Origin of the sequence: Streptomyces sp. NK08204, assembly GCF_020400585.1 — a bacterium.
Taxonomy (GTDB): domain Bacteria; phylum Actinomycetota; class Actinomycetes; order Streptomycetales; family Streptomycetaceae; genus Streptomyces.
This window is the reverse complement of the sequence record NZ_JAINVF010000012.1, coordinates 127,233-139,911: the sequence shown is the minus strand read 5'-3', so window position 1 is coordinate 139,911 and position 12,679 is coordinate 127,233. Positions and strand designations below refer to the sequence as shown.

Genomic DNA, 12,679 nt, shown 5'->3' with positions numbered 1-12,679 from the left:
CCCTCTCACAGCCCCACCAGGCCGGCCAGCGTGCCCGCCGAGGCGAGTACGGTGAGCAGGGCCTGGGAGTCGTCGAGGAGGCGGCGCAGGCGCTCGCGGCGGGTGGGGGTCGCCTGGCCGGTGCGGGTGATCTCCTCCTCGGTGTCGGCGAGGGCCTCGTCGAGTTCCTCCGTCCGGTCGGTGGTCCGCACCCGGGCCAGGTCGGCGCGCAACTCGCGTACTGCGCCCAGCAGTTCCTCGGCCTCCGGGTCGCGCGGAGCGCTCGTGCCGTGGTGGCTCTCGGCGTGTGCGTGGTCGCCGATGGCGAAGGTGCTGTTGGAGACGTCGCCGATGCTGATCCTGGTCTCATCCGTTGTCATGTGCGTCGGCTCCCTTCTGCGGCGCGCCGCCGCCTGTCGTGGAGGAGGCGGAGGCCTGGTCACCGACGGCGAAGGTGCTGCCCTCGACCTTGCCGATGTGTACGCCTCCGTTGCTGATGTTGTTGATCTGCTGGACGAACTCGCCGGTCTGGTAGCCGGATTCGGCGAGCGCGGCCCGCACGCCGTTGGCGACCCGGTCCTGGATGCTCTTGAGGTAGCGGGAGACGTCCATCTCCTGGAAGTGCGACCCGGCTTCCACCGACCCCAGCTCCCGCACGGACAGCGCGGGCCCGTCGGGCAGCGCGTTGGTGTACCCGCCCGTCAGCAGCCGGCATCCGTAGGCGACGGACTTGCCGAGCACGGCCAGGGAACGGACCAGCGAGCCCGGCATCCGGGCCATGGCCCAGACGGCCTTGCCGAGCACGTTGTTGTGCCGGAACCGGTGTGCCGCACGGTCGGCGTCCTTGAAGTCCGCGCGCACCGGCAGCAGCACGTGCGGCGCTATCTCCAGCATGAGCATGCGGCCCTGGGTGTGGATGCGCACGAACACCGTGACGACCAGTTCCTCCTCCCAGCCGCCCACGCGGATACGCAGGAAGTGGCGGCGCTTCTCGGCGCCCTCCTCGACCGCGTGCGCCCGGTGCTCCTCGAAGGCCTGCGGGTGGTACGGCGCCTCCTCGCGGCGCAGCAGTCCCTCGGCGGGCAGGAACACGCACTCGTCGATCTCCAGCCAGCGCAGCCGGTCGCGCACGCCCGGTCCCGCGTATTCGGCGGGCAGCCGCAGCCGTTCCACCAGCGGCCGGATCTTCTCCAGCACCAGCCGGTTGCTGATCGGCTGCTGCTTCTTCAGCGGGTCGGGCTTCAGCTCGACGGCGAGGACCCAGTCCGGGTAGGCCGCACCGGCCCCGCAGAACGGCCGCAACTCGTGGTACATGGCCAGCGGCGCGTGCTGTTCGGTCCGGATCCGGTGCTTGAGCCACTGGAACCGCCGGCTCTCACCCTGCTCGGCGGGGTCGCCGGCGGCGTCCGGGAAGCGCTGCGGGGACAGTTCGGCCGCCAGGACGCGTGCGAACGCGCCCCGCTGGCCCGCCGTGCACAGCACGATCGCCGCGAAGACGACGAGCGCGGCCCATGCCTGCCAGGGCTTGATCGTGCCCGAGAGGCCCTTGAAGCCGAGGACGAACAGGAGGATGTCGATCAGGTTCAGCGGGCCGGAACCGTCGCCGGACAGGCCGTCGTACGAGTCGTACCCGTCGCCGTAGGGGTCGGACGGGGAACTGTCGCCCCCGCCGCCGAACGCGGCGACCACGTTGATCGCCAGCAGTGCGGCGAACATGAGGCAGCCCCACCAGCGGAAGAGGAAGGCGGTCACCCGCCGGTACACGGGCGGCGCCGGGTTGCGGCCCTTGATCCACGAGCCGATGGCGAGATAGAGGCTGGGCCCCAGGAAGGCGATCAGCAGACCGTCGGTCAGCGCGGCGCCCACCACCCACAGGCCGAGGATCGCCGCGGACCACGCGAGTTCCTGCCGGCGGGCGCGCAGCGCGTGCGCGAGGACGCGGGCCGCGTCGAAGCCGAGTGAGGGTGCCACGAAACGCTGGCTGTTGAGGTGGAGTTCCTCGATGACCCGGTCACGGTAACCGGAATCCAGATAGGTGCCCGCGCACAGCAGCCGCGTGGCTTCGCTGGCGTGCGGAGGGGTGGCCGGTGGCGCGGGTGGTGGTGCCGCATGCTGCGGTTGCTGCGGTTGCTGCGGCACGTAGGCGGTGCTCACGCGAGTCCCCCGAGGCGTGGAAAGTCACTCGTTCACAGATGAATTGACGGGGCATGAGCATAGGGTGACGAGCCGTGCGGGGGAAAGCGGAACCGCGTCGCGGGGACTCCTGCGGCCGAAGTCCGTCGCCGGTCAAGGGTTGTTGGCGTTGGTCTGCGGCGGGTCCTCCCCCACCGGTCCGTCGACCGCCTCGCGGATCAGATCGGCATGGCCGGGGTGGCGGGCGTACTCCTCGATGACGTCGATCAGGACGCGCCGCGGGGCCCTGGAGGAGCACCTCGCGGAGGGCTGGTCCCACGAGGTCGGGGTGGTCGTCGACGCCTCGGGCGAGCAGGTCGGTACGCCGGCCATCGGCCCGGCAAACGGCTGGGCCCCGCGCCGGAGGAGATCCGGCGCGGGGCCCGTGCGGAAGAGTGACGGCTGAGGCCGTACGGCTCAGATGAGGCCGAGGGCGCGGACCGCCTCGCGCTCCTCCTCCAGCTCGTTGACGGAGGCGTCGATGCGGGCGCGGGAGAACTCGTTGATGTCCAGGCCCTGGACGATCTCGTACTTGCCGTCCTTGCAGGTGACCGGGAAGGAGGAGATCAGGCCCTCCGGGACGCCGTAGGAACCGTCCGACGGGATGCCCATGGAGGTCCAGTCGCCCTCGGCGGTGCCGTTGACCCAGGTGTGCACGTGGTCGATCGCGGCGTTGGCGGCGGAGGCGGCGGAGGACGCGCCACGGGCCTCGATGATCGCGGCACCGCGCTTGGCGACGGTCGGGATGAAGTCGTCGGCCAGCCACTTCTCGTCGCCCACGACCTCGGCGGCGTTCTTGCCGGCGACCGTGGCGTGGAAGATGTCCGGGTACTGGGTGGCGGAGTGGTTGCCCCAGATGGTCAGGCGCTTGATGTCGGCGACCGTCGAACCCGTCTTCTTCGCGAGCTGGGTCAGCGCGCGGTTGTGGTCCAGGCGGGTCATCGCGGTGAAGCGCTCGGCGGGGACGTCCGGCGCGGCGGCCTGCGCGATGAGCGCGTTGGTGTTGGCCGGGTTGCCGACGACGAGGACCTTGATGTCGTCCGCGGCGTGGGCGTTGATGGCCTGGCCCTGCGGCTTGAAGATGCCGCCGTTGGCCTCCAGGAGGTCACCGCGCTCCATGCCCTTGGTACGCGGGCGGGCGCCCACGAGGAGGGCCACGTTGGCGCCGTCGAAGGCGACGTTCGGGTCGTCCGAGATGTCGATGCCCTGGAGCAGCGGGAAGGCGCAGTCGTCCAGCTCCATGGCCGTGCCCTCGGCGGCCTTCAGGGCCGGGGTGATCTCCAGGAGGCGCAGCTTGACCGGCACGTCCGCGCCGAGCAGCTGGCCGGAGGCGATGCGGAAGAGCAGGGCGTAACCGATCTGGCCGGCCGCGCCGGTGACGGTTACGTTCACGGGAGTGCGGGTCATGGCGTTCTCCGTATGACAGCTGGCGGTGGGGCGTCACTGCCCCGGACGGATGATCGATCTCTTGGTATCAAGAGAATCCAGCGGTCAGGCTATCGCGCATCCGGCATGCGAGACGTCCGGGGCCCTGTGGCTCACCCCACAAGTCTGCTCCGTACACAAGAGCGGCGGCGGTGAACGGTAGTGGCGGCCGTCCGTCCGGTGGAGGCTGGACGCGGACGGCCGCCGTGGGGGTTACCGGAGTACCGGCTTCCCGTGGGGGTACCGGTCGCCTGCCCGGGATCCGGCGGGCCATGCGTCCGTCACCCGAAATAGTGCACGTTCACGCTCCCGCAGCCGCGCACCATGCGCCCGCTGCCCCGTGCACCGCGTGCGCTATCTCGTGCACCCGGTCCGCCCGTCGGCCAGGGTCGCGCAGGCTTCGGCCGTGCTCACGTCCCGTACGGCCACCATCGGCGTGTACGCGATGGTGTCCCCGGCGCCCGCGACGTCACCACTCCGCCGGACCTTGCCCACGGAGAGCCGCACCGTGTCACCCGGGGCGGCATCGGTGATCCGTCCCCAGGCGGCGCCGCACGTCCTGCTGTACCGCACCTCCAGGGTGACGGTGCCGACGGTGGCGGTCTTCGCGGTGGTCACCAGCTCGCCGCTGCACCCCATGGCCTCGGCGTCCTTGCCGGTACAGGCGGAGCGGGCGCACTTGACCCCGGGGGGCAGGGTCGGATGCGTGGCGGAGGGGGAGGGCGGTGGCGCCGCGGCGGGCTTGCGCTCCGCCCCCTTGTCACCCTTTCCTCCGCCCTGGTGGGTGAAGAGGAAGACGCCGGCGATGACGACGAGGACGCCGGCCAGCCCTGCGAGGAACCTCGTCACACGGCGTCTGTTTCCGCTGGCCTCTCCTGCGGGGCCCGGCCGCGGGGCCCGCGTGTCATCGCCGTACGGCTCGGAGACCGCCGACGCGCCGGACGCCCGCGGGGAGACCCCCGCGGGTGCGGGGAACCCAGCCGTCACGGCCGGACCACCCTTGCTGCGGGCTGGCTCGCCGGATTCCTGGGACTCCCCCGGCGCCGTGTCCGCCTGGACGATCCGGAGCGCCTCCATGGTGCGGTCGTCCCGCAGCCCCGCCCGGCTCCAGGCGCGTTCGGCCAGCTCCCACATCGTCGAGAGGTGGGCCGTGCCGGCACCGGTGATCTCGGCGAGCGCGACGACCGCGCCCTTCGGCGCGAGCAACTGGCCGCTCAGGTAACGCTCCCAGGACGTCTTGTCGTAGCCCGTGCGGTCGGCCAGCACCGCGGTGCTCAGGCCGTCACGGTCGACGAGCCGCCGCAACTGGCCGATGAACTCCGTGATCTGCGGATCCAGATCGTCCGGCAAGGCTGTCCAACGAGGCATCGCTTCCCCCCAATACGCCGTACGCCCCATGGTCCACCGTGCCTCCCGCACCAGGCACGTTGGCCCAGACATGTGGCAGTGCGCGGACACGGTAGCGGAACGGTCACCTCCGTGCCACAGCGCACAGACAGGCGTTGAACAGGCACTTCCTGGCAGGGAAGGCTGGGTTGCGACGGCGGCCCGCCCCTCATCGGGGGAGGGGGCGGGCCACCGTTCCGCCTGTCCGCGCGTCCTGGGGGAAGACGCCCGTGGCCCGCGTCCTCCAGGGAGGCGCGGGCCACGGGACCTGCGGGCACCGCTGCGGGTGACCGTGAAGTGCGCTACTTGGTGACCGTGAAGTGCAGGGTGTCCTTGAGGAAGGGAATCTGCAGCCACGGTTTGGGCTGGGCCATCATCGCCAGCAGGACGATCGTGAGGCCGAGGATGCCGTAGGTGGTGATGTCCGTGAACCGCGAGCGGACGGCGAGCATGCCGACGCTCGGCAGTATCCAGCGCAGGACCGCGCCGGCCAGCAGGGCGGCGCCGATCAGCAAGGTGCCGTAGCGGAACACGTCGAGCGCGGTCAGCAGCAGGCCGAGGGCCACCGTGCCCAGCACGACCAGCATCGGCCACTGCCGGTAGGGCGCCGGCGCGTCACCGCCGGCGGCCCGGCCGCCCCCCTCGGGACGCGCGGTGTCCCTCGTGATCCGGGGGAAGCGGCGCGACGCCGGACGCCCGCCGCGGGCGTCCTCAGCCGGCACGGCGCTCCGCCGCCTCGACGACGTTGACCAGCAGCTGCGCCCGGGTCATGGGACCCACACCGCCCGGGTTCGGGGAGAGGAACCCGGCCACCTCGGCCACGTCCGGGTGAACGTCGCCGGCGATCTTGCCCTCCGCGTTGCGCGAGACACCGACGTCGAGGACGGCCGCGCCGGGCTTCACGTCCTCGGGGCGGATCAGGTGCGGGGAGCCGGCCGCCGCGATGATGATGTCGGCCCGCTTGAGGTGGGCGGACAGGTCGCGGGTGCCGGTGTGGCACTGGGTGACGGTGGCGTTCTCGCTGCGCCGGGTGAGCAGCAGCGGCATCGGACGTCCGATGGTCACACCCCGGCCGACGACCACGACCTCGGCGCCCTTGGTCTCCACGCCGTAGCGGCGCAGCAGGGTGAGCACACCGTTCGGGGTGCAGGGCAGCGGGGCGGGCTCGTTGAGCACGAGACGCCCGAGGTTCATCGGGTGCAGCCCGTCCGCGTCCTTCTCCGGGTCCATCAGCTCCAGGATGCGGTTCTCGTCGATGCCCTTGGGCAGCGGGAGCTGGACGATGTAGCCGGTGCAGGCCGGGTCCTCGTTCAGTTCCCGGACGACCGCCTCGATCTCCTCCTGGGTGGCGGTGGCGGGCAGCTCGCGCTGGATGGAGGCGATGCCGACCTCGGCGCAGTCGCGATGCTTGCCGGCGACGTACTTCTGGCTGCCGGGGTCGTCCCCGACGAGGATCGTGCCGAGGCCGGGCGTGATGCCCTTCTCCTTCAGCGCCGCCACGCGGGCGGTCAGATCGGACTTGATCGCGGCTGCGGTGGCCTTGCCATCGAGAATCTGGGCGGTCATGACTCCATCCTCGCGGATGACCGGCCCCCGGTTCCAATCCGGGGCCCTCCCGCCGGGCACCGGGCGTGTGCGGCCCGCCCCGCCGCCGCTGTCCGCGCCTGGTCGCGGATGTTGCACTCGCACAACACATGACGTACACCGCTGGACAAAATCAAGCCCCTGCCATGACGATGAGCCGCGCAGTATCGCGGTCCGGTGGGGGGACAAAACCGCTCAGAACCTTACGTACCTCCGTGCCTTCCGCGTCGTCCCCGCAGCGTCAACGGAGGAATCCCGCCATGAGTTTCGGCTCGCCAGACAACCCCTACGGCCAGCCGCAGGATCCCTACGGCCACCCGCAGCAGGGCCAGCCCTACGGCTACCCCCAGGCCCCGCAGGGCTACGGCTACCCGCCGCAGGGGCCGGGATACCCGGGATACCCGGGATACCCGCAGGGCGGATACCCCGGCGGCACCGCTCCCCGCCTGGGCTCGATGGCCCGCCGTCTCGGCGCCCGCCTGATCGACACCGTCGTCTTCGGCGTCGTCTACATCGCCCTGACCGTAGCCGGTGTCGCCAGCTTCGTGAACGACGCCCAGGACTGCGACCCCGGCGCCGCCAACTACGACACCTGCCTGAACACCGCCAGCGACGACTTCGCCAGCAAGGTCGGCGCGGCCGTCGGCGTGCTCTTCGTCATCAGCCTGCTCTACGAGTGGCTGATGGTCGGCCTGGCGGGCCGCACCCTGGGCAAGATGGCCGTCGGCCTGCACGTGGTCAAGGCGGACACCGGCCAGAAGCCCGGCCTCGGCTCGTCGTTCATACGCTGGATCATCCCGATGGTCGGCAGCTTCGCCTGCGGCATCGGCCAGTTGGTCGTCTACCTGTCCCCCTTCTGGGACAAGTCCGGCCGCCAGCAGGGCTGGCACGACAAGGCCGCGAACACGATGGTCATCCAGAACTGAGCCTCCGGGCCGGACGACGGGCCGTGCACCCGAGGAGGGCGCACGGCCCTTTGTCATGCCGGCAACGGATGCGTTCCCCCGTCACATGCCCCGCGAGAGCCCGTCCTTGAGCGCGTGGAGGAAGGGCGCCCAGCTGTGTGCGGGGAAGAGGAGGACGGGACCCCCGGGGTTCTTGGAGTCACGGACGGGGACGACGCCCGGGAGGGCGGCGTCGGCTACTTCGACGCATTCACCGCCGGTCCCATTGCTGTAGCTGGACTTGCGCCAGCGGGCCAGACTCAGGTCACTCGTGATGGTGGGCTTCATTCGCGTAATCCTCTGCCAGAGCCTCGATCATCGCCAGGGACGCCTCCGGCGGCAGTGCGGCGGCCCTGAGCAGATCGTACGACTCGCAGTAGTCCTTCACGAGGGCTGGATAGTCGATGAGTTGGCCGCTGTGCAGACCCTCGATGTACACCACGGGCGGCGCGTCGAAGAAGGTCATGATCCGGGTCGTCCCCATCATGAACGGGTGAGCAGCGGTCGCTTTCGGCACGATCTGCAGAATGGAGTGCGTGCTCCTGATGACCTGAGCCATGTGTTCCAACAGCTCAGCCATACCTGCTGGCGGAAGTACGCGGCGCCGGATGACCGACTCATCCAAGATCGCCCAGAACTTGGGCGGCGCCTCCCCCGCGAAGAGCATCGCCCGCTCGATGCGAGCCTCCACCTTCTCCTCGACCTCGTGGTGGGAGGCTCGCGGCATGGCCGACCGCGTGAGCTGCGCTGCGTAGGCCCTGGTCTGGAGGAGGCCCGGCACCAACATGGGTGCCCAGTCCTCAATGCGCTCCGCGTGTTTCTCCATCTCGGCGACATCTGCGAAGTACTCGGCGATGCCGACGCGCCGCGCCCTGGCTACGTCTTCACATCGCCGCTGGAAAAACCCGTCCGTACCCAGCCGCACGTCCACGTGCTTGGCCAGGTCCAGCGGCATCCGGCGCTCACCGCGCTCGATCTGGCTGAGGAACGAGATTCCCCGGAAACTCCCCTCCGCCAGTTGCTCCAGCGTCAGCCCGGCAGCCTCCCGCTTGTAGCGCAACTCCGCGCCGTAGAAGCAAGGGACGCTGGCCGATGCGTCGGGGTCCTTACGTGCAGGCACAACTCACCACCGCCGTTTACCAGTTACCGCGCGCAACCGAAACGTCTTCCACGGTACGGCAATCAGCGTCATTCTGTGAGCGATTGGTCACAGACCGCACAGGCTGCAGAAAGGCGCGCCCATGCACCCCCACGATGACGCCCAGACCTGCGTCGACCAGCTCCGCACGGCCCTGGCGGCGAACGGCATCACGCTTCCCTCGTTGGGCGTCGACCTGCCGACCTTCGCGGATGCATACACCTGTTCGCCACTGGTCGCGCTCGGAAACTGCAATACGGAGACCGCGCGTGCCCTCGTCGCCGCCCTGCGCAGGGCGGCCGGGCGGTGAACGAGCCGCTGGTTCTCGAGCTGCTCGCGTTTCCGAAGGCAGTACCCGAGGTGCGCAGGTCCGTCCGCGAACACCTCGGCGGCCCGTGTCCTGAAGTGCAGCTCTGTGTCAGCGAGTTGCTGGCCAACGTGATCCGGCACCTCGGCGAGGGCACCGCGGTCACCGTACGGGTGGCCCGCATGGGCGGCGGTCGTACCCGGCTGGAGGTCACCGATCCGGACGCGCACGCCTGGCTCGTACGACGGCGCCCCGGCGCGGACGAGGAGTCCGGCCGGGGCCTGCTGCTGGTCGACGCGGTGGCCCTGCGCTGGGGCGTGGAGCACTGCCCCGGCGGCAAGACCGTGTGGTGCGAACTGCCCGGCGAAACCGCCGCGGGCGTCAGTGGAAGAAGTGGCGCGTACCCGTGAAGTACATGGTCACGCCTGCCTTCTTCGCGGCCTCCACGACGAGTTCGTCACGGATGGAGCCGCCCGGCTGGACGATCGCCCGGACACCGGCGTCGATCAGGATCTGGGGGCCGTCGGGGAAGGGGAAGAAGGCGTCGGAGGCCGCGTACGAGCCGCGGGCGCGCTCCTCGCCGGCCCGCTCGACGGCGAGCTTGCAGGAGTCGACGCGGTTGACCTGGCCCATGCCGACGCCGACCGAGGCGCCGTTCTTGGCGAGCAGGATCGCGTTGGACTTGACGGCACGGCAGGCCTTCCAGGCGAAGGCCAGCTCCTGCAGCTCCTCGGGGCTGAGCGCCTCGCCGGTGGCCAGCGTCCAGTTGGCGGGGTCGTCACCGGCGTCCTGGAGGCGGTCGGCCTCCTGGAGCAGGACACCACCGTCGATCTGCTTGGCCTCCACCCGGTTGGACGGCCCGTTCGGGGCCTTCAGCACGCGGATGTTCTTCTTCTTGGTGAGGGCCTCCAGGGCCCCCTCCTCGTAGTCGGGCGCGACGATGACCTCGGTGAAGATCTCCGCGACCTGCTCGGCCATCTCCTTCGACACCGGGCGGTTGACGGCGATGACACCGCCGTACGCGGAGACCGGGTCGCAGGCGTGCGCCTTGCGGTGTGCCTCGGCGACGTCCGCGCCGACCGCGATGCCGCACGGGTTGGCGTGCTTGATGATCGCCACGCAGGGCTCGTCGTGGTCGTACGCGGCACGGCGGGCGGCGTCCGTGTCCGTGTAGTTGTTGTACGACATCTCCTTGCCGTGCAGCTGCTCCGCGTTCGCGAGGCCGGCGCCGCTGCCGTCGACGTAGAGGGCGGCAGGCTGGTGCGGGTTCTCGCCGTAGCGCAGGGTGTGCGCGCGCTCGAAGGTGGCGCCGAGGAAGTCGGGGAACTCGGAGGTGTCCGCGGGGGCGTAGCCGGAGGCGAACCAGGACGCCACCGCCACGTCGTAGGCGGCCGTGTGCTGGAAGGCCTCGGCGGCCAGGCGCTTGCGGGCGGTGAGGTCGAAGCCGCCGGACCGGACGGCCGCGAGGACGTCGGCGTAGCGGGCCGGGTCGGTGACCACGGCGACCGACGGGTGGTTCTTGGCGGCGGCGCGGACCATCGACGGGCCGCCGATGTCGATCTGCTCCACGCACTCGTCGTCCGAGGCGCCGGAGGCGACGGTCTCGCGGAACGGGTAGAGGTTGACCACGACCAGGTCGAACGGCTCCACGCCCAGCTCCGCGAGCTGCTCGCGGTGGCTGTCCAGCCGCAGGTCGGCGAGGATGCCCGCGTGCACCCGCGGGTGCAGGGTCTTGACCCGGCCGTCCAGGCACTCGGGGAATCCGGTCAGCTCCTCGACCTTGGTGACGGGCACGCCGGCGGCGGCGATCCGGCCGGCCGTGGAGCCGGTGGAGACCAGCTCGACACCGGCCTCGTGCAGCCCGCGGGCCAGCTCCTCCAGCCCGGTCTTGTCGTAGACGCTGACGAGCGCGCGGCGAATGGCCCGCTGGTCGCTTCCGGCCGTGACTGTGCTCTCGGCGGTCACTGGATTACTACCTTTCGTCCCTCAATGCGATAGCCGTTGCGGGCGAGCCGCCCCACGACCTCGACGAGCAGCCTTCGCTCGACTTCCTTGATGCGCTCGTGCAGCGCGCTCTCGTCGTCCTCGTCCCGGACCTCGACCACGCCCTGGGCGATGATCGGGCCGGTGTCGACACCGTCGTCGACGAAGTGGACGGTGCAGCCGGTGACCCTGGCGCCGTACGCGAGCGCGTCGCGGACGCCGTGGGCCCCGGGAAAACTGGGCAGCAGGGCCGGGTGGGTGTTGACGAACCGGCCGCCGAAACGGGCCAGGAACTCCTTGCCCACGATCTTCATGAACCCGGCGGAGACCACGAGGTCCGGCTCGTAGGCGGCGACGGCCTCGGCGAGCGCCGCGTCCCACTCCTCACGGGTGGCGAAGTCCTTCACCCGGCAGACGAAGGTCGGCAGGCCGGCCCGCTCGGCGCGGGCGAGCCCCTCGATGCCGTCGCGGTCGGCCCCCACGGCGACGATCTGCGCGCCGTACTGCTCGGCTCCGGTGCGCTCGATCTCGTCCAGGAGCGCCTGCAGATTGGTGCCGGATCCGGAGACCAGCACGACGAGGCGCTTGACCGCTGGGCCAGGGGTGGTGGCGGCCACGGTGGGGCCCTTTCTCGGGAAGCGATGTGCCCGGCGGCTGTTGCCCCGCCGGACGGTTTGTGCGGTCGTACGAATGCTTCGCCCCCCGCGATACGGGGAAGTCTACGAATCGGCCGACGTCAGCAACGATACCGGCACTCCGGAAGGCCCCCTCGGGACGGGGGCGTGGCCGGAAGGTAGCGTTCGGAGGGAATCGAGAACGAGCAGCCTCGGGAACGCGGTCGTCGTGCGGTGCGTTCCATGGGGTGGAAGCTCACGGAAGCTCATCGACACTGCCGTACTCACGTAGGGGAAGACGCTCCTTTGATGCCCGATCGCAGCCTGCGACTCCTCCCGTTTCCCTCGCGCCCGGCATCTGGTGGCGTGCCTGGCGCCGGGCTGCTGCGGGAGCGGCCGGCGTCGCCGCCCGAGGCGTCCCCGGGCGGACGAGGCGGCGACGGACAGAGCGGTGAGCAGCAGGACGACAATCCGTTCGCGCCACCGCCGGAGGGCACGCCCGACCAGCCGTGGCAGCCCCGCCACCCCGCAGGGTCCTCGGGCTCCGGAGAGTCCTCGGGCTCCGGGGGCGGTTCCCCCTGGGGCGGGCAGTGGAGCGACCGGCAGCCCGGCCGCTCTCCCGGCGGGTTCGGCGAGCGCCCCGGCGGCGGACCCCAGGGGCCGGGCGGCCCGGGTGGCCAGGGGGGTCCCGGGATGCGCTGGGACCCGACCGACCCGGCCCAGCGCCGCGCACGCTACGCACTGCTGTCGGGCATGTGGTCCGTCTTCTTCGTCCTGTTCAGCTGGCCGTACGTGGCCCTGCTGCTGGGAGCGCTGGCCCTGTACTGGGCGGTCAGCGCCCTGCGCGCCAAGCCCCGCACGCCCCGTCCGGACGCCCCGGTGACTCCGGCCGCGTCGGCGGCCCGCCCCCAGGTGACAGCGGCCCTCGGCGGCCTGCTCTCGGCGTCCCTGGCCCTGGTGCTGGTGGGCGCGACCTTCACCGTGCAGCTGGTCTACCGCGACTACTACACCTGCGTGAGCGACGCCCTGACCCACGAGGCCAAGCAGTCCTGCAAGCAGCTCCTGCCGCACGAGCTGCGCGGGGTGCTGAGCGTGAACAACGGCTGACGCCTGCCCCTGACCCGGGCGGTGGCCGTCCGGGGCGGGG

At 71.0% G+C, this 12,679-nt stretch carries 15 protein-coding genes; 4 read left to right on the top strand and 11 right to left on the bottom strand.

The window, feature by feature from the left end; all coding sequences use genetic code 11:
- Nucleotides 1-5: 5 nt before the first annotated feature.
- From K7G59_RS20120 to K7G59_RS20090, 7 genes are all read right to left on the bottom strand, one after another.
- Nucleotides 6-359 carry a hypothetical protein gene (locus K7G59_RS20120; protein WP_225836131.1) on the bottom strand — a complete coding sequence of 118 codons (354 nt, stop codon included), beginning with the start codon at nt 357-359 and terminating at the stop codon, nt 6-8.
- Complete coding sequence (locus K7G59_RS20115) at nt 346-2,133, bottom strand: hypothetical protein (RefSeq protein WP_225836129.1); 1,788 nt, start codon at nt 2,131-2,133, stop codon at nt 346-348. The genes K7G59_RS20120 and K7G59_RS20115 overlap by 14 nt, the downstream gene beginning before the upstream one ends.
- A gap of 132 nt (nt 2,134-2,265) precedes the next feature.
- A complete protein-coding gene (locus K7G59_RS20110; RefSeq protein WP_374114252.1) occupies nt 2,266-2,484 on the bottom strand; it encodes a DUF664 domain-containing protein in 219 nt (72 codons plus the stop codon).
- A gap of 84 nt (nt 2,485-2,568) precedes the next feature.
- Entirely contained in the window at nt 2,569-3,558 is a 990-nt protein-coding gene (locus K7G59_RS20105; RefSeq protein WP_225836128.1) for a malate dehydrogenase, read from the bottom strand.
- Nucleotides 3,559-3,930: 372 nt separating this feature from the next.
- The gene (locus tag K7G59_RS20100) at nt 3,931-4,944 is read right to left on the bottom strand and encodes an XRE family transcriptional regulator (protein ID WP_225836125.1); all 1,014 of its coding nucleotides are present in this window, start codon (nt 4,942-4,944) and stop codon (nt 3,931-3,933) included.
- 320 nt (nt 4,945-5,264) lie between these two features.
- Nucleotides 5,265-5,684, bottom strand: a complete 420-nt coding sequence (locus tag K7G59_RS20095; RefSeq protein WP_225836123.1) for a DUF3017 domain-containing protein — start codon at nt 5,682-5,684, stop codon at nt 5,265-5,267.
- Nucleotides 5,674-6,528, bottom strand: coding sequence for a bifunctional methylenetetrahydrofolate dehydrogenase/methenyltetrahydrofolate cyclohydrolase (locus K7G59_RS20090; RefSeq protein WP_225836121.1), 855 nt, complete (start codon nt 6,526-6,528; stop codon nt 5,674-5,676). Before K7G59_RS20090 ends, K7G59_RS20095 begins: the two co-directional genes overlap by 11 nt.
- Nucleotides 6,529-6,806: 278 nt before the next feature.
- Between K7G59_RS20090 and K7G59_RS20085 the strand changes: the two genes are divergently transcribed.
- Complete coding sequence (locus tag K7G59_RS20085) at nt 6,807-7,472, top strand: RDD family protein (protein ID WP_225836118.1); 666 nt, start codon at nt 6,807-6,809, stop codon at nt 7,470-7,472.
- Between the two features lie 81 nt (nt 7,473-7,553).
- On the opposite strand, the gene K7G59_RS20080 is transcribed toward K7G59_RS20085, so the two are convergent.
- Both K7G59_RS20080 and K7G59_RS20075 read right to left on the bottom strand, forming a co-directional pair.
- The gene (locus K7G59_RS20080; protein WP_225836116.1) at nt 7,554-7,778 is read right to left on the bottom strand and encodes a DUF397 domain-containing protein; all 225 of its coding nucleotides are present in this window, start codon (nt 7,776-7,778) and stop codon (nt 7,554-7,556) included.
- On the bottom strand, nt 7,756-8,610 hold the full coding sequence (locus tag K7G59_RS20075; protein ID WP_225836113.1) for a helix-turn-helix transcriptional regulator: 855 nt from the start codon (nt 8,608-8,610) through the stop codon (nt 7,756-7,758). Before K7G59_RS20075 ends, K7G59_RS20080 begins: the two co-directional genes overlap by 23 nt.
- 121 nt (nt 8,611-8,731) lie before the next feature.
- Here K7G59_RS20075 and K7G59_RS20070 point away from each other — a divergent pair, with 121 nt between their 5' ends.
- Both K7G59_RS20070 and K7G59_RS20065 read left to right on the top strand, forming a co-directional pair.
- Nucleotides 8,732-8,938 carry a hypothetical protein gene (locus tag K7G59_RS20070; RefSeq protein WP_225836111.1) on the top strand — a complete coding sequence of 69 codons (207 nt, stop codon included), beginning with the start codon at nt 8,732-8,734 and terminating at the stop codon, nt 8,936-8,938.
- The gene (locus K7G59_RS20065) at nt 8,935-9,345 is read left to right on the top strand and encodes an ATP-binding protein (RefSeq protein WP_225836109.1); all 411 of its coding nucleotides are present in this window, start codon (nt 8,935-8,937) and stop codon (nt 9,343-9,345) included. Before K7G59_RS20070 ends, K7G59_RS20065 begins: the two co-directional genes overlap by 4 nt.
- On the opposite strand, the gene purH is transcribed toward K7G59_RS20065, so the two are convergent.
- Together purH and purN are read right to left on the bottom strand one after the other, a co-directional pair.
- Nucleotides 9,317-10,900, bottom strand: a complete 1,584-nt coding sequence (gene purH, locus K7G59_RS20060) for a bifunctional phosphoribosylaminoimidazolecarboxamide formyltransferase/IMP cyclohydrolase (protein ID WP_225836107.1) — start codon at nt 10,898-10,900, stop codon at nt 9,317-9,319. The genes K7G59_RS20065 and purH overlap by 29 nt on opposite strands.
- The gene (purN, locus tag K7G59_RS20055; RefSeq protein ID WP_225836106.1) at nt 10,897-11,535 is read right to left on the bottom strand and encodes a phosphoribosylglycinamide formyltransferase; all 639 of its coding nucleotides are present in this window, start codon (nt 11,533-11,535) and stop codon (nt 10,897-10,899) included. The genes purH and purN overlap by 4 nt, the downstream gene beginning before the upstream one ends.
- A 306-nt stretch (nt 11,536-11,841) precedes the next feature.
- On the opposite strand from purN, the gene K7G59_RS20050 reads away from it, so the two are divergent.
- Nucleotides 11,842-12,639, top strand: coding sequence for a hypothetical protein (locus K7G59_RS20050; RefSeq protein ID WP_225836104.1), 798 nt, complete (start codon nt 11,842-11,844; stop codon nt 12,637-12,639).
- Nucleotides 12,640-12,679: the final 40 nt, after the last annotated feature.

What these genes read in the sequence shown, in the direction of transcription:
- K7G59_RS20090 (WP_225836121.1), bottom strand. Translation starts at nt 6,528, where the DNA reads ATGACCGCCCAGATTCTCGATGGCAAGGCCACCGCAGCCGCGATCAAG.
- K7G59_RS20100 (WP_225836125.1), bottom strand. Translation starts at nt 4,944, where the DNA reads ATGCCTCGTTGGACAGCCTTGCCGGACGATCTGGATCCGCAGATCACG.
- K7G59_RS20050 (WP_225836104.1), top strand. Translation starts at nt 11,842, where the DNA reads ATGCCCGATCGCAGCCTGCGACTCCTCCCGTTTCCCTCGCGCCCGGCA.
- K7G59_RS20105 (WP_225836128.1), bottom strand. Translation starts at nt 3,558, where the DNA reads ATGACCCGCACTCCCGTGAACGTAACCGTCACCGGCGCGGCCGGCCAG.
- K7G59_RS20080 (WP_225836116.1), bottom strand. Translation starts at nt 7,778, where the DNA reads ATGAAGCCCACCATCACGAGTGACCTGAGTCTGGCCCGCTGGCGCAAG.
- K7G59_RS20085 (WP_225836118.1), top strand. Translation starts at nt 6,807, where the DNA reads ATGAGTTTCGGCTCGCCAGACAACCCCTACGGCCAGCCGCAGGATCCC.
- K7G59_RS20110 (WP_374114252.1), bottom strand. Translation starts at nt 2,484, where the DNA reads ATGGCCGGCGTACCGACCTGCTCGCCCGAGGCGTCGACGACCACCCCG.
- K7G59_RS20070 (WP_225836111.1), top strand. Translation starts at nt 8,732, where the DNA reads ATGCACCCCCACGATGACGCCCAGACCTGCGTCGACCAGCTCCGCACG.
- K7G59_RS20120 (WP_225836131.1), bottom strand. Translation starts at nt 359, where the DNA reads ATGACAACGGATGAGACCAGGATCAGCATCGGCGACGTCTCCAACAGC.